This is a genomic window from Oceanirhabdus seepicola, from assembly GCF_023684385.1.
Lineage (GTDB): Bacteria > Bacillota > Clostridia > Clostridiales > Clostridiaceae > Oceanirhabdus > Oceanirhabdus seepicola.
The window spans coordinates 1367079-1389268 of the sequence record NZ_JAGSOJ010000002.1; the positions used below are offsets into that span (position 1 = coordinate 1367079).

Consider the following 22190-nt stretch of genomic DNA (forward strand, 5'->3'; position numbering starts at 1 on the left):
AATGGAGAAACCATTATACATTTTCAATTATCTATTTCTTTGAGCAATTTTCTTTTTTAAAAAAACTTTTTGAAAAGAAGGAAGATTTTCTTCAAAATAGAATATAATAATAAAAGGATTAAGGAGGTGAGATTTTGAACGAATGCATATTTTGTAAAATTATTAATGGAGAGATTCCATGTGAAAAAGTTTATGAAGATGATAAAATTCTAGCCTTCAATGATATTAATCCTGAAGCTCCAGTACATGTTCTTATTATTCCTAAAGAACATATAAGTATGATTAATGACATTAATGAGGAAAACGTCCAAGTGGTTTCTCATATATTTTTAAAAGCGAAAGAAATTGCAGCGAAGTTTGGTATTGATGAATCTGGATATAGAATTGTGACTAACTGTGGTATTGAAGCAGGGCAGACGGTTTTTCATATTCATTACCATTTATTGGGCGGGCGCGAATTGCAATGGCCACCAGGATAAAATACTAGGGAAACTAAAAAATTGTATTGACGTTAGCTTAACAATATTATATAATATATGACGTGCTATGTATTCCCTATTATCTGTTATATTATTAAAAAGGCTAGCGGAGGGAGGGATATTATGTCTGAAGTGAAAGTAAGAGAAAATGAAACTCTAGAAAGCGCTCTTAAGAGATTTAAGAGAGAGTGTGCCAAATCCGGTATTTTAGGTGAGGTAAGAAAAAGAGAGCACTACGAAAAACCAAGTGTTAAAAGAAAGAAAAAATCAGAAGCTGCAAGAAGAAGAAAGAAAAAATAGTCATTGAAAGAAGGTATTTGATGTCTTTGAAAGAAAGTCTTTTAGCTGATTGGAAAAAATCCATGAAGGCAAGAGACAGATTTACTGCTAATGTTTTAAGCGATATTAGGGCAGCTATATTAAATTTTGAAAAGAGTGGTCAAGGCGAAGCTGATGACCAAACTGCTATGGAAATTATAGCTAAAGAAGTAAAGATGAGACGCGATTCTATTGTGGAATTCAAAAAAGGAAACAGAGATGATTTGATCAAAAAAGCTGAAGATGAGATTGAAATCTTATTTCAGTACCTTCCAAAGCAGTTGACTGAAGAAGAAATTTTAAGGATAGTTAGTAGTGTAGCAGACCAAATAGGAGCAAATAGCATGAAAGACATGGGTAAGCTTATGAGTGCGGTAATTCCACAAGTAAAGGGAAAAGCAGATGGTAAGCTTGTAAATGAAATTGTTAGAGAAGTTTTAAACAGATAATAGACTCAGTTTTACTGAGTCTTTTTTATTTTGTATAAAAACCCTTTAAATAAAAGAACAGAGAAAAGAGAACAAAGAATAGATATGGATGTTTTGCTTTAGTAGAATATCAACCATATTTATTCTTTGTTCTTTATTTTTTTGATTTTATCATTCATTTGTAATTTATTCATTCCATATCTCATAAAGTTATTATGAAACATTATATGGGAGGAATGAGTAATTTGAATAAAAATAAAGTTATAGAAGCCCTAAATATACCCAAGGAAGCAGTAACATCGATACCTAATATTATTATCAAAGGTCTTGAAGAAATTATGATTGAAAATCATAAAGGAATTAAGTATTTAAGTGATACTAGAATTGAATTTAACAGCTCTGTTGGAATAATAAGAGTTGATGGGAAAGATCTTGAAATAAAATATATTAGTTCCTTGACGATTGTGTTGAATGGAACATTTAAGGGGATTAGATATGTTGAAGATAAAGAATAACGTTAATAAAGGGAAAATTAAGGTCAAGGTTTATGGATATAATTTAGAGGGGTTCATGAATTCGCTGATTAAAGATGGTGTAAAATTTATAAAAGTAAGGAAAAGTGAATTCAATTGTTTGATTTTAACTGTTGATGAGAAAGAAATATCTCATGTAAAGAATAGGGCTATATCTTTTAATTGTAAAGTTGAGATAATATGGAGGCGCGGTATTGGGAAGATAATTGATAACTATAAGGGGAGGATAACATTTGTTATAGGATTTGTTTTTTTTCTATTGACTATTAGGGTTTTAAATTCGGTGATATGGGAAATTGATATAGTTAGTGAAAAATATATATCTCCATTTGAAATAAAAGAAATACTTAAGGAAAATAATGTGTATAAGGGTATTAAGAAAGAGAGTGTAAATCTTAAGTATGTTGAAAAAATTGTTAGAGAAAGTAATGAGGGAATTGAATGGGTAGATGCTCAGGTGATTGGTGGGAAATTGATAGTGCATTTAAAGGAAAGAGAAGAACTTTTAAGACCCTTTGAGGAAAGAGAGCCTTGTAGTATTGTAGCGGCTAAAGATGGTGTTATATCCAAGATATACTCGGCAGAGGGCGAGATTGTAGTGGAACAAGGAGATGTTGTAAAAAAAGGAGATATGCTTATAACTGCTGTACAAGGTAAAGAAGGGAAAGAATATTTGGTTCATGCTCAAGGTAGTGTCATTGCGAAAACCTTCTATGAGAGAAGTGAAATTGTAAAGAAAGAGCAAGAAATTACAATTAGAACTGGGGAAAAAGCTGTTCAAATGTATTTCACGCTTTTTAATAAGAAAATTTATCTAATAAATAATTTAAAAAAGTTCAAAAACTATGATAAAATAATAGATAACGATGGTACAATTAAGAAAATTACATATTATGAAACTCAGAAAAAAACTAAAAAGATAGATAACATAGAGAAGTATATTGAGGATATACAGTTTAGCATGGAAGAAGATATTGATAAATACCTATACAAAAACAGTAAAAAAGTGGAGACACTAAAGCAGTATGAAGAATTAGAAGAAGGATATAAAGTATGGGTTGTTGTAATAGTTGAGGAGGATATAGCTGCATCAAAAACTTTTGAAGAATCTCAATTAAATGAAATTATAACTATTTTGAAAGAAAAGAGAAGAATAGAAGAGGAAAGATGGCTTAAACAAAACTTATGATGTAGGGTGGGAAAAGAATGAGTAAATCATTTTTGAAAAATTTATTAAATAAAGATAACACGAAAAAAGGGGTAATTCTTTTAATGACATTTATTGCTACTTTCTTGGTGTTATTAACGTCACTTGGACCTCAAAAATATAACTTAAGGGTAGGAAGTATATCGGATGTGAGTATTAAGGCTCCATTTGACGTTGTTGATGAAATAACTACAGAAGAGAAAAGAAAAAAAACAGCTGCTGAGGTGAAAGATTTTACTTCTTATAGAGACAATGTTAAAGAAGAAACAAGGCAAAGTGTTGATCAACTTTTTTTGAAGGTTATTGAGGTTAATAGAGATACAAAACTAGATGAATTGGAAGTTCAGAAATTAGAACAGAATAAAGGTGTATTAGAAGAAGAGTTATTAAATAAAAAACTTCAAATTCTAAAAAGTATTTCACAGATAAAATTATCTGATGAGGATTTTACATTGTTACTAAACCTTACTCCAAAGGGGACTAATGACCTTAGGTTGTTTATAATTGATGTGATGAATAATTTATATGATACAGCAAACATTAATGAGATTAAGGATGAACAGAGTGGTAAAACTATGATTAAACCTGATGATCTTGTGAATGCAGAGAGAAATATTGAATCATATTTCAATAAATCAACTTTTCCTAAGGCTGTAAAAGAATTGGGAAAATCAATATCATATTTGTCAGTTAGAGCTAATCTCGTATATGATGCGGAAAAGACAGAACTTTTAAGGCAACAAGCTAGAGAAAATGTTGAACCAATTATTGTGAGAAAAGGGCAATTTATTATTGAAGATGGAGATGTTATTACAGAGGCTCAAATAGCGATTTTAAAACAGCTAAATCTTCTGAGTGGTAGTGGTGGGAATGGAAGTCTTTCATACATTAGCATAGCTATTATGGTGATTATAATAATTGCTACGCAGTGGATATATATTTACAGATTTGAGAAAGAAGTATTTTCAAAAAATAAACTTCTAATTTTAATAAGTTCAATAAATATTATATCTTTAGTTTTATGTAGAAGTATTGAATTGATTTCGCCCTTTATTATTCCTGTGGCGTTCGCGCCTATGTTGTTAGCGCTCTTGATAAAACATAATATAGCTATTACTATAAGTGTTATTAACAGTGCATTTATTATAACCGCAGCTGGATTGGATATTTCCATGAGTATATTGGTTGTAATTAATGCGGTGTTAGGAGCCACGTTGTTAAAAAATATGGAACAGAGAAATGATATACTTTTTACTGCTTTTTTGATTGGTATAATAAATTCATTTCTCATTGGGAGTATGCAACTAATAAATCAAAATATTAATCTTATAACAATCTTAACTAATTGTTTGTTTGTTTTTATAGGAGCACTTATTGCTGGTATTTTGAGCATTGGGTTTTTGCCATTCTTAGAGAGTATATTTGATATTGTAACCAATGTTAAACTTTTAGAATTATCTAATCCCAATCATCCATTATTAAAGAAATTGTTGATGGAATCTCCAGGAACATATAATCATAGTGTATTGGTGGGGAATTTAAGTGAAATGGCAGCGCAAGCAGTTGGGGCAAACTCAATTATAGCTAGAGTAGGGGCTTTTTATCATGATATTGGAAAAATCAAGAGACCTTATTTTTTCAAAGAGAATCAGAGAGGAGAAAATCCACATGATAATATTACACCTAACCTTAGTACATTAATAATTACATCTCATGTTAAGGATGGAGTTGATTTGGCCAAAGAGTATAAGCTCCCAATGGCTATCAAAGATATAATTGAACAACATCATGGTGTATCTTTGGTAAAGTATTTTTACATAACAATGAAAAATACTAGTGAGAATCCAGAAGAGGTAAAAGAAGAAGATTTTAGATATCCTGGGCCAATTCCTAGTAGCAAAGAAGCTGGGATAGTTATGCTTGCTGATGGAGTTGAAGCAGCAGTAAGATCAATAAATAATCCAACAAAAGAAAAAATTGAAGAAATGGTTTCTAATATAATTAAAGGTAGACTTGATGATGGCCAATTAGATAATTGTGACCTTACACTAAAAGACTTAACGAAGATTAAGGAAGCTTTTCTTAAGGGGCTAGGTGGAATTTACCATCAAAGAATAGAATACCCCAAATTGGTTAATAATAAGACTAATGAAAAAGGAGAAAATTTAAAGTAATGATATACATAGAGAATAATTACGAGAAATTTAAAATGCAAGATGAAATACTTAATACCATTGAAAGTGCTATTGAATTTGCACTTAGGGAAGAAGAAGTTGACTTTGAGTACGAAGTAAGTGTTACTTTAGTTCACAATGAAGAGATAAGAAACATAAATAAAGATAATAGAGGAATTGATAAAGCCACGGATGTTTTATCATTCCCGTGCATAGAGTATGAAGAGGGGAAAGTTTTTAAAGAATTATATGATATTAATTCATTTGATGCTAGTTATTTTGATGGAGATGCACTTGTTTTAGGTGATATTGTATTATCTCTTGATAAATGCAAGGAGCAGAGTGAAGAATATGAACATTCTTTTAAGAGGGAAAGTGCATATTTGGTAATACATTCAGTTTTGCATCTATTGGGTTATGATCATATGAATGAAGATGACAAGAAAAAGATGAGAAAAAGAGAAGAAGAGCTGCTAGAAGCGCTAAACATTCCTAGAGAATAACCCCAGAATGAACCACAGGTTTCTGGGGTTTCATTCTTTAGGAAGTTAAAAACATAGTTGAGAGTTGAAAGTGGAGAGTGGAGAACGATGGACATTTCTCTTCGAGAAATTTTAATTGTATTGTTCCTCGGATAATGGATTTAATTGGTTTCATTTAGGATGAAACATTGTAACTGAAATACAATATTTTATCGTAGATAAAATGAGTGAAAATCTCTTGTCCTAAAGAACAATAAAATGTAGTTTTTGAGAAGCAAAAACATCCTACGTTCTCAACTCTCAACTCTCCATTCTCAACTTCTTTAAATGGTTCTTCATTAGCAACGTTTATTTAAGGAATTGTATACTTTTTTATCTTAATAGATATGTTATAAGGGGGTAATTATGAAGAGTAGGAATCTTTTGGAGAGCTTTAACTATGCAATAAAGGGGATAAGGTGGGCTTTCCTGAATGAAAGAAATTTTAAAGTGCATACTGTTGTATCAATCTTAGTAATTATTCTGGGGATTGTATTTCAAATAACTAAGGTTGAATTTTTAATAACACTTCTTTGTATAGGTATGGTATTAGGTGGGGAATTAATTAATACTGCAATTGAAAAGTTATGTGATGGTATATCTGGAGAGTTTAAAGTGTACATAAAAGCTGCAAAAGATATTGCTGCAGGAGGGGTATTAGTCACTGCTTTTATTTCTGCGATAATTGGGATTCTGATATTTGGAAATGCTATTCTTGAATATGATAGACTTTCATTGGAAAAACTTGTTGGAAATCAATTATATATTCTCACATTAATAATAGTTTCTTTGGGTATCATTATAATAATATTAAAGGTTTGTATAGGTAGAGGAACACCTATGCAAGGAGGGATGCCAAGTGGACATAGTACAATAGCTTTTGGAATTGCAACTATAATAAGTCTATATAGTGGTGTAGTTGCAGTTATTGTCCTAAGTTATATATTAGCAATTATCGTTGCAGAATGTAGAGTGGAAAGTGGTATTCATAGTGTGATAGAGGTCGCTGTAGGCGGCGTTTTGGGCATTCTTATTACAATTGTTATGTTGGGTGTTCTAACTCTAGTTTAGAAAATAGTTAAAAAGATATACACCTTATAATAGGAATAGCCTCACATTAGTATAGGAATCGCTTCACATTATAATAGGAATAGCTCACCTTAGTATAGGAAACGCCGCACCTAAGTATAGGAATAGGCGCGTCTTATTATAGAAATTGACACACCTTAGTATAAAAAATGGTTGAAAAGATAATCATTAATGATATAATGATAACACACTATAATAGAAAGTAGATATTTAGGAGGAATAATATGGATTACAAGAACCTAGTATTGGAAGCTATAAGAGCAAAAGAAGGAGCTTATGCGCCTTATTCCAATTTTAAAGTAGGGGCTGCAGTTCTTACTGAAGATGATAAAGTATTTTGCGGATGTAACATTGAAAACGCATCTTTTGGAGCTACTAACTGTGCTGAGAGAACTGCTATTTTTAAAGCAGTAAGTGAGGGACATACAAAGATTAAAGCCATAGCTCTTATTGGAAGTGATAAAGAATATACATATCCATGTGGGATTTGTAGACAGGTTATGAGTGAATTTGGAAGTAAAGATCTTACAGTTATTATTGTAAAGAATGAAGAAGAATATATTGTTAAAACATTAGAAGAGATACTACCTGGAACGTTTACAAAGGAAGATCTTGATAAAAATAAGGAAATTTAGGAGGATACATGTTTAAATCTGGATTCGTAAGTATAATTGGAAGACCAAATGTGGGGAAGTCTACATTGACTAATCGTATAATTGGGGAAAAATTAAGTATTGTTTCTAATAAACCACAGACTACTAGAAATAATATTATGTCAATATATAATAAAGGTGACGAAGCGCAGTTAGTATTTGTTGACACGCCTGGACTTCACAAGCCAAAAAACAAACTTGGTGCTGAAATGGTTAAAATGGCAAGTGAGTCAGTTGGAGAAGTTGATTTATTAGTTTTTATAACAGAGCCACAAAGCAAAGTTGGTAAAGGTGATCAGTTTATTCTTGATAATATAAAAGATAAGAATGTACCTGTATTTTTACTTATAAATAAGACTGATAAATCTACTCCAGAAGAAATTGCTGAAACGATAACTGCCTATTCAGAGGCTTTTACGTTTAAAGAGATTGTGCCAATTTCAGCTATCAATGGCAATAATGTTGATACATTGTTGAATTTAATGATTAAATATATGCCAGAGGGTCCTAGATATTATCCAGAAGATATGATAACTGATAGACAAGAACGTTTTATTGTTATGGAAATAATCAGAGAAAAAGCACTTAGACTTTTAGAGCAAGAAGTGCCACATGGTATAGCTGTTGAAATTCTTTCTATGAAGACAAATGAAAAAGGAACATATAAGATTGAAGCTAATATGTTATGTGAAAAGAGCAGCCATAAAGGGATTATCATCGGTAAGAATGGTGCAATGCTTAAGCGAATATCTACATATGCAAGACAAGATATTGAAAAGTTTCTTGATACTAAAGTTTATCTTAGAATATGGGTTAAAGTTAAAGAGGAATGGAGAGATAGTCCATTCTTACTTAAGGAATTAGGATACAAAGATAGGTAAAATTAAATGAGTGTGGTAAAATTTACAGTAAATTCACAGAAAATTTGAGAATTTTATTTAATTAAGGTTTATAATATATTCAACAGGGGATGATTTTCTGAGCATAATTAACAGTAGAGGGATAGTTTTAAACTCATTTGATATAAAAGAGAATGATAAAATTGTTTGGATGTATACAGAAAAGCTTGGTAAGATTAGCGTTATCGCTCGTGGTGCTAGAAAAAAAAATAGTAAGATCACTAGCCTAATTCAGGGATTGTGTTTTGCAAACTACAGTATATATAAAGGGAAAAGCGCATATTTTTTAAATGAAGGAATAATAATTGATTCTTTTCAGGATTTATTAAGGGATTTTGAAACAATAGCATATTCTTCATATATTTGCGAACTTATAAACTTATCAATCCCAGAGAATGAAAAGAATTTTAAGGTTTTTGAGAATGCTATTAAAGCTCTTTATTTGATTAAAAATTCTGTTGGAGATATTGAGTTGTTGATAAGAAGTTTTGAGGTAAAGTTAATTAGCTCTATGGGGTATCATGTTAATATTGAGAAATGTAGTGAATGTGGTTCTAGCTTTAATAATAAAATTTATTTTAACAATAGAAATTTTAGCTTTGTATGTAAAGAGTGTAATAATTCCTTTAAAGAAGTATCATTAATTTGTTATACAACTCTTAGAGCTTTAGTCAACTTTCCTATAGAAAAAATCTATAGAATAAATGCATTACCCGAAGCTAAAAAAGAAATTGGTTTCATAACAAATGTATATTTAAATGAAATCTGTTGTAGAAGGCCTAAGAGTTTAGATATGCTAAATTTTTTATAAAGGAGTGAATTAAATGGCAGAAATTACTCTAGAGAAAATTGATTTAATTAGAGAAAGAACGGGTATATCTTACGCTGAAAGTAGAGATATTTTAATTCTTTGTGACGGTGATGTGGTAGAATCACTAATATACATTGAGAATCGTTCAAAAAAAGAAAAGAAAAATGTTATATCGGAATTTACTGCTACAGCGGAAGAGTTTAAAGACTGGATAAAAGAGACTATCAGAAAAGGTAATGTTACTAGAATAAAGATAAAAAAAGATGATAGAACTCTTGTAGACCTTCCAGTTAATGCTGGTTTAGCAGTAGGAATGTTTACATTGATCTCTCCATTATTAGCTGCAGCTGGTATATTTACTGCAATAATTTCATCGGTTACTATTGAAATAACAAAGAATGATGGTAGCGTTGAAGTTGTTAACACTATTATTAAAAATGTTACTGATGATATTGCAAATAAAGTGAATGAGACTGCAGAAGAAATGAAAGAAAAATTTATGAAAAATAAATGTGAGTGTCATTGTGAAGAAATGAAAGATGAAGAAGTTAATGATGAAGAAATTGAAATTAGCTTACCAGAAGAAGTAACAGAGAGTGAAGAAAAAGATTCCATTAATGAGGAAAAATAAGAAAAATTAACATTAATAACATAAAAGAGCAGCTTAGCTGCTCTTTTTTTTATTAATGTGTGATTATACGGGGATATAATAGCACTATTATAGAAAATAATGCAATATATTATGTAAAAACCTTTAAAAAGAGTGAAAAAACTATGTTAACCATGATATAATATATTATAAATATTAAAATCATATGAATTTTTGATTAATGATGAAGAGGGTGAAGAAAATGAGGTTAACATCTAGGCAAGAGCAAATTATAGAACTGGTAAAAGAAAATCAACCCATAACAAGTGAGCAGATCGCATCAAAACTTAAAGTTACAAGAGCTACACTTAGACCTGATTTAGCAATATTGACAATGAGTGGAATCTTAGACGCCAAACCTAAGGTTGGATACATCTATGCGAATAAACCCTCTTATTCTATGTTGTATGACTATTTAAACGAAACTAAGGTTGAAAAGGTTATGACAAAGGCTATTTTACTTAATGAGGATGAGTGGGTATATGATGGCATTGTTACACTTTTCTTAAATGATACTGGAACACTTTATGTTGAAAATGATGGTAAACTCGTAGGAGCAGTTTCAAGAAAAGATTTTTTAAAAACTGCCATGGGTGGTTCTGATCTACATAAGATTCCATTAGGGATTATTATGACAAGAATGCCTAATATTGTATATACAACCAAAGAACAGAGTGTTTATGAAGCTGCCAAAAAAATAATTGAACATGAAATTGATAGTTTGCCTGTAATTGATAATTCATCTGATAGTGATGGATTTCGGGTTATAGGGAAAATATCGAAAACTAATATTACAAAGATATTAATTGATTTATGTGAAAAAAAATAATGAGAGAGTTTTAATGATAGGTGTCTAAAAACAAGATAGCCTATCGTTTTAACTCTTTTTTTATTTTTTAGGAAATCAAAAAGAATTATAAGAAATCAACATTGTAACGCCAATTTTTTTATGTATTTGAGAAAAAATATGGAATATCATTGAATTTATTATAAAATTTTGTTAAAATGGTATCAGCTCAAGAATAATTAAAAGCACAAAAGAATAGTTTGAATTTACAGAAAAATTAGAAGTATATATCAATTTAAAATATTCAATTAAAAAGAATTGAATAGAGTTTCCCAAAGTTTACGCTCTACTCAATTTATATTTATACATAAAACTGCTGATAATTATTTAACATATATTTAGACAAAAAGAGCATAACAAGAAGGAGTGGAAAGAATGAAGAAATACGTATACCTTTTCAGCGAAGCAGATAAGAGTATGAAAAATCTCTTAGGGGGTAAAGGTGCTAACTTAGCTGAAATGACAAAGCTTGGAGTACCAGTACCAGAAGGATTTACAGTTTCAACCGATGCTTGCAACAAGTATTATGAAGATGGGAAAACATTTTCAAATGAGATTATTGAGCAAATCAATAATGCACTTTTAGAAGTAGAAAAAATCACTGGTAAGAAGTTTGGAGATAAAAAAGATCCATTATTATTATCAGTTAGATCTGGTGCTAGAGTTTCAATGCCAGGTATGATGGATACAGTTCTTAACTTGGGATTAAATGATGAAGCTGTTGAAGGATTTGCAGCATTAACTGAAAACCCAAGATTTGCATATGATTGTTATAGAAGATTTATTCAAATGTTCTCAGATGTTGTTATGGGAATTGAAAAGAGTAAGTTTGAAAGAATACTTGATGAAGTAAAAGAAGCTAAAGATTTGGAGCTTGATACAGAGTTAACAGCAGAGGATTTAAAGGAAATCACTGTAATGTTTAAGAATTACTACAAAGAAGCAAAAGGTGAAGAATTCCCACAAGATCCTAAAGTTCAATTGTTAGAAGCTGTTACAGCGGTATTTAGATCATGGGATAATCCAAGAGCTATTGTATATAGAAGATTAAATGAAATTCCATCTGAATGGGGAACAGCAGTTAATGTTCAAAGGATGGCATTTGGTAATATGGGAGATACTTCAGGTACTGGAGTTGCATTCACAAGAAATCCATCAACAGGTGAAAAAATGATGTATGGTGAATATTTGATGAATGCTCAAGGAGAAGATGTTGTTGCTGGTATTAGAACTCCTAATCCAATAAGTCAGTTAGAAAATGATAATCCTGAAGTTTACAAGCAATTCTTAGAAATTACAAATAAATTAGAGAATCATTATAAAGATATGCAAGATATGGAGTTCACAATAGAACAAGGAAAGCTTTATTTCCTTCAAACTAGAAATGGTAAGAGAACTGCTCAAGCAGCACTTAAAATTGCTGTTGATTTAGTTGCAGAAGGGTTATTGACTACAGAAGAAGCAATCTTAAAGGTTGAACCAAAGCAATTAGATTCATTATTACATCCTAACTTTGATGTGGAAGAATTAAATAAAGCTAATCCTATTGGAAAAGGACTTCCAGCTTCACCAGGTGCAGCATGTGGTAAAGTAGTTTTCTCAGCTGAAGAAGCTAAAGAAATGAAAGCTCAAGGAACTAATGTAGTATTAGTTAGACTTGAAACTACTCCAGAAGATATTGAAGGAATGGTAGCAGCAGAAGGTATCTTAACAGTTAGAGGAGGAATGACTTCTCATGCAGCTGTTGTAGCTAGAGGAATGGGTACTTGTTGTGTATCAGGATGTGGTGATATTAAAATTGATGAGGAAGACGGAGTATTCTCATTAGGTGGAAAAACATTTAATAAGGGTGATTCAATATCACTTGATGGTTCTACAGGAAATGTATATGGAGAAGCTATAAAAACGGTTGAACCAGAAATAGGTGGAGACTTTGGTACTTTTATGGCATGGGCTGATGAAGTTAGAGCTCTTAAAGTTAGAACTAATGCAGATAACCCAAGAGATACAGTGCAGGCTGTTAAATTTGGAGCAGAAGGTATTGGATTATGTAGAACTGAACATATGTTCTTTGAAGAAGAAAGAATTTTTGCTGTAAGAGAAATGATTGTTGCTAAGAGTGAAGAGCAAAGAAGAGTTGCTTTAGATAAATTACTTCCAATGCAGAAAGGTGATTTTATAGGGATTTACGAAGCGTTAGAGGGAAGACCTGCTACAATAAGACTTCTTGATCCACCATTACATGAGTTCTTACCTCACGAAGATGAGGATATTAAAGAATTAGCAACTGAGATGGGATTAAGCTTTGAAGAGTTAAAAGAAACTGTTGAATCTCTTCAAGAGTTCAACCCAATGATGGGGCATAGAGGATGTAGATTAGCAGTATCTTATCCAGAAATAGCTGAAATGCAAACTACAGCTATAATTGAGGCAGCTCTAAAAGTTAAGAAGAATAAAGGATATGATATTATTCCAGAGATCATGGTTCCATTAATCGGAGAAAGAAAAGAGTTAGCATTTGTTAAAGAAATTATTACTAAGACTGCTGATGCTATTATAGCAAGAGAAGACGCGGATTTAAAATATAAAGTTGGTACTATGATTGAGATTCCAAGAGCTGCATTAACAGCTGATGAAGTTGCTAAGGAAGCAGAATTTTTCTCATTTGGTACTAATGATTTAACGCAGATGACATTTGGTTTCTCAAGAGATGATGCTGGTAAATTCTTACCATATTATTATGATACAACTATCTATGAGAGCGATCCATTTGCTAGATTAGATCAAACTGGTGTAGGAAAATTGGTTAAAATGGCAGCTGAATTAGGAAGAATTACTAGACCTGATATAAAACTAGGTATCTGTGGTGAACATGGTGGAAATCCATCATCAATAGAATTCTGTCATAATGTTGGACTTGATTATGTTTCTTGTTCTCCATATAGAGTTCCGATTGCAAGATTAGCAGCTGCACACGCGCAAATAAAGAATAAAAGATAAGACATAAAAAAGCATGCATTCGCATGCTTTTTTTATTGAGAGTTGAAAGTGGACAACGAGGGAGGTTTCTGCTTACGCAAAAACTACATCTTATTGTTCCTTGGACAATAGAGGGGGTTACTCGTTTCATTTGGAATAAAACATTGTAGTTTAATACAAAGATGTGTTGTGTAAAATAAAAGAGACAATATATATGTATTAATATTAAATATTGGAAAGTAATATAGATATTTTATATATTTAAATAAAATCATCAGAATCATAAAATTTTTATTACGCGGTAAAGGGAATTCATAGTTATAACATAATAGTAAAATATTGTGAGGCGCTGATAATATATATTAGAGGAGGAGTTAAAATGAAATTAGGAGCGATAGGTTTCTTTGTAGAAAACTTAGATGTAATGGTTAAATTCTATAGGGATGTAATGAATATGAAACAAAATATTGATATGGATGGTTTTGTTGGATTTATAACAGAAGACGGGTTTTTCTTTAATTTATGCACAAGAGGTGAAAGGGGAAACTTATCATCAATACCAATTTCTTATCCAAAAGGATTAAATGGTACTATGGAGATATCCTTTGGGGTTTCAAAATATGAAGATGTGGATATGGAGTATGAACGATTAATAAAAGCAGGTGCAAAACCTGTTAGTAAACCTGACACCAAGCCATATGGCTTGCGAGAAGCCTATGTTGCTGACCCAGAAGGTAATCTTATTGAAATTGTTTCGTCTAATGAGTGATTCTGTGTACATTATTCTTATTTAATGCATTGAATAAAGAAATTAACTGTTACACTGTAAAAGAGTTTTATTAATTAAGTAGTAAAATGTTTTTGATTAAGTTTATATATTCTTATATAGAAAAGTGGTCTTGTAATTAGTAAATATTAAAAAAATACAATATTTTTCCCATAGATAAAATCAGTAAAAAGCTATTGTCCTAAAGACAAATAGAAATGTAGCTTCTGACTCCTGTCAGAAGCCTCCATCGTTTTCAAATCTCCACTCACCATTCTCAACTTCTTTTAAGTATGTTTATTCTTACTCTTCAAATGAACAATAAAATTTTGGTGAGTTATTAAATTCACTAACCATGTGTTCGAGGTCAAGTTCGAAGTTCAATGCAAAAGCGATTTTTGTATCGATTGTAGCTAATGATTGTTCAAGGAGATGTGAAAATGCATTCTTATTACACTTTTTATAGTTCTTATAATAATCACGAGTCAATTTCCAAATTTTTTGAGGGAAAATTAAAGACATATAAATTAATTTTATATCATCATAGTTTAATGGATTAGTTCTATTATATATTTCAAGCCATAAGCGAGCGGTGTTATAATTCCATAAGGTTGAGCTTCTTTTAAGATACCTTCTTAATGAGTGACAAATATCATTAGCAACAGGAGTTAACTTGCAATTATCAAAATCTATAACCCAAATTTGATTATTATTGTCAAATATTATGTTTTTGTTAACATAATCCATATGACAAAGGGAAATTGTCAGATTGGAATAATTGATAGTAGAGGAAATTTTATATGCCATGGAGCTTAATTGTAATATTTTATCAAATAACTTAACGTATAGCTTGGAAAAATTATCTTCTAAAAGTAGAGCGGAATTAAAGTAGTTAATTAGGGTTAAGTGTCTTTTGGTTATGGATTTAAGAGGGTTACTACTTTGGTGCTTCAATGTACTACCAGTAATTGAAGTGAAATTATGACCAACTTTGTGCATAAAAGATAAATTGTTTCCCGATTCTATGAAAGAATCTAGATTATCATAGTTTAACTTAGTTCCTTTAATCCATGGGGTGAGTATGAATAACATATTTTCATAAGATATAAATCGTCCCCCAGAAACTGTTGGAATAAAAATGGGCACATTAACTCCTTTTTTATTCCACCATTCCACTGCTGAATATGTAAATAATAACTCACCAATACCATAATATACTTTTTTTAAACAATACTCTTGGTTATTATTTTTGGAGACTTTATAAACAGCTCTCTGTTTTTCAGAATCTTTAAATTTAATTTGTTCAATATTGTAATTATCTAATCCATAATAGGGCAATATATTTAAACGTACATTTTCTTCTGATAATAATTTAGAATTTCTATCTGAAACTTTCTTAGACATAGTAACACCTCAATGATAATGAAATTAGTATCTATTTAAGCATATTAGAATAATGCTAGTAATATGAGGGTTTTTATTTTTTTATATATAATGAAAAGGAATTGCTATTTAAGGATAGAATAAAAGTATATATGGAATGAAAAGAATTGTGAAATAATATATAGAGAAGTGGTGATTTTATGATTAGAGAATATCTTGAGAATCAAGAAAAAACTATATTGTGCGACTTAGCAGCGTTTTCACTTGAAAGTAAAGGACGGGAAAAGGAGGAGGAACAGTGCTCGTTGAGGACTGCATATATGGTTGATAGGGATAGAATTATTCATTCGAAATCTTTCAGAAGGCTGAAGCATAAAACACAGGTTTATATAAAAACGGATAGTGATCATTATCGAACAAGATTAACTCATACTCTTGAAGTCTCACAAATCGCAAGAACAATTGGAAAAGCATTAATGTTGAATTGTGATTTAATTGAAGCCATAGCCTTGGGGCACGATATTGGGCATGTTCCATTTGCGCATAATGGTGAAGAGGTATTGAATGAACTTCTAAGTGATGGATTTGAACATAATATAAATAGTATCAGAGTTTTAAAGAAAATTGAAAACCACGGACGTGGATTAAATTTGACACACGAGGTGTTGGATGGAATATTACATCATAGTGGGTTGAGTAGAGGGGGATTTAAAAGTGAAACCCTTGAGGGGCAGATTGTAAAGATATCGGATAAAATTGCATATGTTAATCATGATATCGATGATTCGGTAAGAGCAGGGTTGCTAGATGAAGAAGCATTACCAATAAATGCTATAAAAGTTTTAGGTAAGAAGCATGGTGATAGAATAGATTGTTTGGTTAAAGATGTTATAGATATAACTGGGAGGAATATAAAAGAAGAAATCAAAAAGGTTGATATGAGTATTGAGGTACAAGATGCTCTGCACGAATTAAGAAGCTTTATGTTTAAGAATGTATATAGAGGGGATATTTTAAAGAGAGAGAGGGAACAAGCAAAATTTGTTATTAAACAAGTTTTTAAATATTTCATTAATAATTTAGAAGAAATGCCTGAATTCTATAGGGGAATTTCCACGAGAGAAGGAATCGAACGTGGAGTAGTAGATTATATAGCAGGTATGAGTGATGATTATTGTATACATCTGTTTAATAAAATTTATGTCCCTAAGTATGTTATCTTTTAACAAATTAAAAATAATACAATAAATTGAAGGAAATTGAGAAAAAATAAAGAATAGTAATATAGCAATGAAATTTTTAATATTCTATTCGAGGAACTTTTTATAAAAATAATTATAAAAAAAGAGGATTCTTTGCATATTATGTCGAATAGATATTAAGTCTGTGCTCTATTAAGAAATAAAAGTAGGGTGATTAATTTTGATATCAGAAGATATTATATTACGAATTAAAGAAGAAAATGACATAGTTGATGTTATTTCAGATGATGTTAAACTTCAGAGGGGGGGAACAAACTATAAAGGGTTGTGTCCTTTTCATGGAGAAAAGACACCATCGTTTACTGTGTCACGAGAAAAACAAATCTATAAATGTTTTGGATGTGGAGAAGCTGGAAATGTTATTACGTATATAATGAAAACAAAAAATCGTTCATTTCCAGAAGCTTGTAACTATTTAGCTGATAGAGTAGGTATTGAGATTAAAGAATTCCGAAAAGATAAAGATGTGAATTATGAAAAAAAGAAGCGGTTGTATAAACTCAATACTGAAGCTGCTAGATTATTTTATTATAATCTCAGAAAAAATACTAATGCACAAAAGTATTTTATAAACAGAGGAATAAATGAAAAAACTTTAAAAAAGTTTGGACTAGGATTTTCAAATGATAGCTGGAATAATCTTCTTAATGCTATGAAAGGGAAAGGATTTTCAGAGTTAGATTTATTAGAAGCGGGGCTTATATCAAAAAGCGAAAAAGGCACGTATTATGATAAATTTAGAAATAGAATCATATTTCCTGTGTTTGATGTTAAGGGAAATGTAATAGGGTTTGGTGGAAGGGTTTTAGATGATTCACTTCCTAAGTATTTAAATAGTCCTGAAACATTACTTTTTAAGAAAGGTACTAATTTATACGGACTTAATTTTGCTATAAAGGGTAAAGCCATAAGAGAGCGGAAGATTGTCATTGTTGAAGGATACATGGATTTTCTTTCAATTCAACAAAGTGGTATTACAAATGTAGCGGCCTCTTTAGGGACTGCTTTTACTACAGAACAAGCAAAACTTCTAAAACGTTATGTGGATGTTGTGATTTTATGCTTTGATAGTGACGAGGCTGGTAAAAAAGCTGCTGCTAGAAGTATTGAAATTCTAAAAGAAATTGGATTTGAAATAAAGATACTAAGAATTCCGGATGGAAAAGATCCAGATGAATTTTTAATAAAGCATTCGACAGAAGAATTTCAATTATTGCTAGATAATGCATGGTCATTAATAGAGTATAGAATAATAATGGAGGGGGATAAGTATAACTTAAAAACTCAAGATGGTAAGTTGAAATTCCTTAAAGCTACAGCTAAAATACTTTCAAAAGCTTCTCCAATAGAACAGGAGATTTATGTGAAAAAGATTTCGCATAAAACAGGCATAAGTGAGCAGAGGTTTTATGATGAAATTAATAATGTGTTAAGATTTGAAAATAAAAATAAAAATATAAGGAATGAAAATGGGAAAAATAGTCAAAACTTATATTTAGAGCCTGCTTATTTAAAGGCAGAAAAAAGTTTGATAAATTTAATGCTAAAAAAAGAATTTTATTATGAAATAATGGAAAAAATTAATAAAGAAGAGTTTAATGTTGATATTCATATTTCCTTAATAGAGTTATTGGATGAACTACATGAAAATAACATAGAAAATAAAGTGGAATATATAGAAGGTAAAACTGAAAACGTAGATGTTATTAGTGAACTTATAAGAATAAATGAAATAGATATAGAAATGGTTGATGACGAAAGAAAAGTATTTATTGAAAATTGTATAAAAGAAATAAAGCAGCATAACTTTATTGAAAGAAAAAACAAACTAATTGAAGAGCTTAAAGAAAGTGAAAAAAATGGGGATATTGATAAATGCATAAAAATAGCTATGGAGATTAGAGGAATTGATGAATTGATATAATTTTTACGAATGAAAGGAGGCCAAAACTACCGTGAAGAATAAAAAAGAAAAAATGAAGTTGGTCAAAGATTTAATAGATAAAGGTAGAAAAAAAGGTAGTTTAACGTACCAGGAGATAATGGATGAGTTGGAGGATGTTGAAATAACTCCTGAACAGATTGAAAAAATCTATGAAACGCTTGAAGGGTTGAATATAGAGGTTGTAGGAGAAATAAAACCGGTAAAAAAGGATAAGAAAGAAGAGGTTCAAGAAACCGCTAAAGAAAAAAAAGGTAGTGTTTTGAGTGTACCAGAGGGGATTGCTATTGATGATCCTGTGAGAATGTATCTTAAAGAAATTGGAAAAGTACCATTATTATCATCTGAAGATGAAGTTTCGCTTGCTATGAAGATTGAAGAAGGGGATTATTACTCTAAGCAGAAATTAGCTGAAGCTAACTTAAGGCTAGTTGTTAGTATAGCTAAAAGATATGTTGGTAGAGGTATGATGTTCCTTGATTTAATTCAAGAGGGGAATCTCGGGCTTATTAAAGCAGTAGAGAAATTTGATTATAGAAAAGGGTATAAGTTTAGTACTTATGCGACATGGTGGATAAGACAGGCGATAACAAGAGCAATTGCTGACCAAGCAAGAACTATTAGGATACCTGTTCACATGGTTGAAACTATTAATAAACTTATAAGGGTATCAAGACAATTATTACAGGAGTTAGGAAGAGAACCATTACCAGATGAGATAGCTGAAGTGATGGAACTACCTGTTGAGAAGGTAAGGGAAATAATGAAAATCGCCCAAGAACCAGTTTCTTTAGAAACTCCTATTGGTGAAGAAGAGGATAGTCATTTAGGTGACTTTATTGAAGATGAACAGGCGCCAGCTCCATCGGAAGCTGCTGCATTTACAATGTTAAAAGAACAATTAATTAATGTTTTAGATACATTAACTCCTCGTGAAGAAAAGGTATTAAAACTTAGGTTTGGATTAGATGATGGTAGAGCGAGAACTTTAGAAGAAGTAGGAAAAGAATTTAGTGTTACTAGAGAGAGAATAAGACAGATCGAAGCAAAGGCTCTTAGAAAGCTCAGACATCCTAGCAGAAGTAAAAAACTAAAGGATTACTTAGATTAAGCGCCGTAATTATATGGTGCTTTTATCTTTAATTTATTTAAATATACTTTAGGTGAAGGAGAAATTCATGGAAATTAGTAGAAGGCTTGATGAAATAATTAATATGATAGATAAATGTGAAAGTTTAGCTGATATAGGTACGGATCACGGTTATTTAGCTATAAAAGCTATAAAAACAAGTAAAGTGAAAAGGGCTATAGCAAGTGATATTAATAAAGGGCCTCTGATGAAGGCTCAAAAGAATATTGAAAAATATAATATTAATGAAAACATTGAGTGTAGATTGGGTTCGGGGCTTGAAACCTTGAATATTGGAGAAGTGGATTGTATTGTAATTGCTGGAATGGGTGGCAATTTGATAAGGGATATTTTATTGAAAAGTAGTGAAATTGCAAAGAGTACTACTCAAGCTATACTTCAGCCAACTCAAAATCCTGAGGTTTTGAGGAAATTTCTAGTTGAAAATGGATATAGAATATTAGAAGAAAATTTATGTATAGATAATAATATATTTTATGAGATGATTAAAGTGATATACGATGGTGTAAAGAGGGAAAGTGATGAAATATCTTATGAAATTAGCGACGAGTTAATTGGATTGGGGTCGGATACTGTTATGGCATACATTAAACATAAAATTAATGAGAATAATAAAGTGATGACCTATATAAATACTGATTCTGAAAATGGACAGAGGAAGAAAGCCTATCTTCTTAATAAAAACAAATTATTGGAGGAAAAGTTAAATGAGCTTCACAATTAATGAGTTTCACAACATTATTATGAAAGAAGCACCAGGGTATATGAAAGAGAGTTACGATAATATTGGGCTTATGGTTGGAGATAAAAATCAAGAGATAAATAATATATTAGTATCTCTTGATTGCACAAAAGCAGTGATAGTAGAGGCAAAAGATAAAGGGTGTAATTTGATTTTTAATCATCATCCAATACTATTTCTAAAGCCAAAGAATATAACAAGTGAGACATTGCAAGGAGAAAAATTACTTACCTTGATTAAGGGTGAAATTGCTGTATATTCAGCTCATACCAATTTAGATTCGGCTCCTAAGGGGCTTAATAAAATTGCGTGTGAATTGGCAACTGGAAAAGAGGGAGAAGTTTTAAGCAAAGTTTCTGACAAAGAGCATGGGATAGGTAGGATAGCTGATTTAGATTCCGCAGTGGTGTTTGGTCAATATATAGACCGTATTAAAAAAACATTTGATATAGATAAGGTGAGAGTGTGTGGGGATTTAAATAAAAATATTAAAAGAGTTGCAATAATAAATGGTAGTGGAGAAGATTTTATTATGAGTGCTGTAGAAAAAGGTGCTGACTGTATAATAACAGGGGATACCACATTTCATTATATAAGTGATTATAATGAAATGGGGAAATGTATTATTGATGGTGGACATTTTGAAATAGAGTGGAAAATATTTAAGGAATACTGTGAGTTGTTAAAGAAAAAGTTGATTATGAGTGGTTTTAAAGGAGAGGTTATATTTAGTGAGGCGTGTGTAAACCCTTATAAATACAAATAATAAATTTGATTTATTATTTATAGTGTGTTATTATATGAATGCGAGTAAGCCAGACAATCGCTGCTATAATTTATTATAGGAGAGGAAAGTCCGGGCTCCATAGGGCAGGGTGCTGGGTAATACCCAGTGGAGGCGACTCTAAGGAAAGTGCAACAGAAATAAACCGCCACTTTATGTGGTAAGGATGGAACGGTGAGGTAAGAGCTCACCAGCACATAGGCGACTATGTGGCTATGTAAACCCCACTTGGAGCAAGATCGATAGGGAGACATATGGGACGGCCCGTCCTGTCTTCGGGTGTATCGCTTGAGTTTATTGGTGACAATAAACCTAGATAGATGATTGTCTAATACAGAACTCGGCTTATAGGTTTGGTCGCACAAAATGGTTATAACATCCAAGATTGGGTGTTTTTTTATTTTGATTTATTATTAATAATGTGTTATTATATGAATGCGAGTAAGTCAGACAATCGCTGCTATAAAATATTATAGGAGAGGAAAGTCCGGGCTCCATAGGGCAGGGTGCTGGGTAATACCCAGTGGAGGCAACTCTAAGGAAAGTGCAACAGAAATAAACCGCCACTTTAAGT

21 protein-coding genes and 1 other RNA gene are annotated in these 22190 nt (G+C 31.1%); 21 read left to right on the forward strand and 1 reads right to left on the reverse strand.

Going from position 1 to position 22190, the window contains the following annotated elements:
- Positions 1–134: 134 nt before the first annotated feature.
- The 15 genes from KDK92_RS13740 to KDK92_RS13810 all read left to right on the forward strand — a co-directional run bounded on the left by KDK92_RS13740 (position 135) and on the right by KDK92_RS13810 (position 14356).
- Positions 135–479: a histidine triad nucleotide-binding protein gene (locus KDK92_RS13740; protein ID WP_250859881.1), complete on the forward strand. Its 345-nt coding sequence runs from the start codon at positions 135–137 to the stop codon at positions 477–479.
- A 123-nt stretch (positions 480–602) separates the two neighbouring features.
- Positions 603–779 carry a 30S ribosomal protein S21 gene (rpsU, locus tag KDK92_RS13745; RefSeq protein ID WP_250859882.1) on the forward strand — a complete coding sequence of 59 codons (177 nt, stop codon included), beginning with the start codon at positions 603–605 and terminating at the stop codon, positions 777–779.
- Positions 780–799: 20 nt separating this feature from the next.
- Entirely contained in the window at positions 800–1246 is a 447-nt protein-coding gene (locus tag KDK92_RS13750) for a GatB/YqeY domain-containing protein (protein WP_250859883.1), read from the forward strand.
- Positions 1247–1470: 224 nt separating this feature from the next.
- On the forward strand, positions 1471–1740 hold the full coding sequence (gene yqfC / locus KDK92_RS13755; protein ID WP_250859884.1) for a sporulation protein YqfC: 270 nt from the start codon (positions 1471–1473) through the stop codon (positions 1738–1740).
- Positions 1721–2947, forward strand: coding sequence for a sporulation protein YqfD (yqfD, locus tag KDK92_RS13760; RefSeq protein WP_250859885.1), 1227 nt, complete (start codon positions 1721–1723; stop codon positions 2945–2947). The genes yqfC and yqfD overlap by 20 nt, the downstream gene beginning before the upstream one ends.
- A 17-nt stretch (positions 2948–2964) precedes the next feature.
- On the forward strand, positions 2965–5139 hold the full coding sequence (locus KDK92_RS13765; protein ID WP_250859886.1) for an HD family phosphohydrolase: 2175 nt from the start codon (positions 2965–2967) through the stop codon (positions 5137–5139).
- Positions 5139–5642, forward strand: a complete 504-nt coding sequence (gene ybeY / locus KDK92_RS13770; RefSeq protein ID WP_250859887.1) for an rRNA maturation RNase YbeY — start codon at positions 5139–5141, stop codon at positions 5640–5642. Before KDK92_RS13765 ends, ybeY begins: the two co-directional genes overlap by 1 nt.
- A 384-nt stretch (positions 5643–6026) precedes the next feature.
- Positions 6027–6731 carry a diacylglycerol kinase gene (locus KDK92_RS13775; protein ID WP_250859888.1) on the forward strand — a complete coding sequence of 235 codons (705 nt, stop codon included), beginning with the start codon at positions 6027–6029 and terminating at the stop codon, positions 6729–6731.
- A 242-nt stretch (positions 6732–6973) separates the two neighbouring features.
- On the forward strand, positions 6974–7384 hold the full coding sequence (locus KDK92_RS13780) for a cytidine deaminase (protein ID WP_250859889.1): 411 nt from the start codon (positions 6974–6976) through the stop codon (positions 7382–7384).
- Between the two features lie 8 nt (positions 7385–7392).
- Positions 7393–8283 (forward strand): GTPase Era, encoded by an 891-nt coding sequence (era, locus tag KDK92_RS13785; protein WP_250859890.1) that lies wholly within the window; start codon positions 7393–7395, stop codon positions 8281–8283.
- Between the two features lie 106 nt (positions 8284–8389).
- The gene (recO, locus tag KDK92_RS13790) at positions 8390–9112 is read left to right on the forward strand and encodes a DNA repair protein RecO (protein ID WP_338115270.1); all 723 of its coding nucleotides are present in this window, start codon (positions 8390–8392) and stop codon (positions 9110–9112) included.
- Positions 9113–9125: 13 nt separating this feature from the next.
- On the forward strand, positions 9126–9743 hold the full coding sequence (locus tag KDK92_RS13795) for a DUF4342 domain-containing protein (RefSeq protein WP_250859891.1): 618 nt from the start codon (positions 9126–9128) through the stop codon (positions 9741–9743).
- Between the two features lie 211 nt (positions 9744–9954).
- Positions 9955–10590 (forward strand): transcriptional regulator CcpN, encoded by a 636-nt coding sequence (ccpN, locus tag KDK92_RS13800; protein ID WP_338115261.1) that lies wholly within the window; start codon positions 9955–9957, stop codon positions 10588–10590.
- A gap of 393 nt (positions 10591–10983) precedes the next feature.
- Positions 10984–13608, forward strand: coding sequence for a pyruvate, phosphate dikinase (ppdK, locus tag KDK92_RS13805; protein WP_250859893.1), 2625 nt, complete (start codon positions 10984–10986; stop codon positions 13606–13608).
- 358 nt (positions 13609–13966) lie between these two features.
- The gene (locus KDK92_RS13810) at positions 13967–14356 is read left to right on the forward strand and encodes a VOC family protein (RefSeq protein WP_250859894.1); all 390 of its coding nucleotides are present in this window, start codon (positions 13967–13969) and stop codon (positions 14354–14356) included.
- Positions 14357–14656: 300 nt separating this feature from the next.
- Here the strand turns inward: KDK92_RS13810 and KDK92_RS13815 are convergent, their stop codons facing one another.
- On the reverse strand, positions 14657–15757 hold the full coding sequence (locus KDK92_RS13815; RefSeq protein ID WP_250859895.1) for a CotS family spore coat protein: 1101 nt from the start codon (positions 15755–15757) through the stop codon (positions 14657–14659).
- A 179-nt stretch (positions 15758–15936) separates the two neighbouring features.
- On the opposite strand from KDK92_RS13815, the gene KDK92_RS13820 reads away from it, so the two are divergent.
- The 6 genes from KDK92_RS13820 to rnpB all read left to right on the forward strand — a co-directional run bounded on the left by KDK92_RS13820 (position 15937) and on the right by rnpB (position 21980).
- Positions 15937–16962, forward strand: a complete 1026-nt coding sequence (locus KDK92_RS13820; protein WP_250859896.1) for a deoxyguanosinetriphosphate triphosphohydrolase — start codon at positions 15937–15939, stop codon at positions 16960–16962.
- A gap of 193 nt (positions 16963–17155) precedes the next feature.
- On the forward strand, positions 17156–18922 hold the full coding sequence (dnaG, locus tag KDK92_RS13825; RefSeq protein ID WP_250859925.1) for a DNA primase: 1767 nt from the start codon (positions 17156–17158) through the stop codon (positions 18920–18922).
- 52 nt (positions 18923–18974) lie between these two features.
- Entirely contained in the window at positions 18975–20051 is a 1077-nt protein-coding gene (rpoD, locus tag KDK92_RS13830) for an RNA polymerase sigma factor RpoD (protein ID WP_250859926.1), read from the forward strand.
- Positions 20052–20118: 67 nt separating this feature from the next.
- Positions 20119–20814 carry a tRNA (adenine(22)-N(1))-methyltransferase gene (locus KDK92_RS13835; RefSeq protein WP_250859897.1) on the forward strand — a complete coding sequence of 232 codons (696 nt, stop codon included), beginning with the start codon at positions 20119–20121 and terminating at the stop codon, positions 20812–20814.
- Entirely contained in the window at positions 20798–21598 is an 801-nt protein-coding gene (locus KDK92_RS13840; RefSeq protein ID WP_250859898.1) for a Nif3-like dinuclear metal center hexameric protein, read from the forward strand. Before KDK92_RS13835 ends, KDK92_RS13840 begins: the two co-directional genes overlap by 17 nt.
- A 41-nt stretch (positions 21599–21639) precedes the next feature.
- Positions 21640–21980, forward strand: an RNA gene (gene rnpB / locus KDK92_RS13845) — RNase P RNA component class A.
- Positions 21981–22190: the final 210 nt, after the last annotated feature.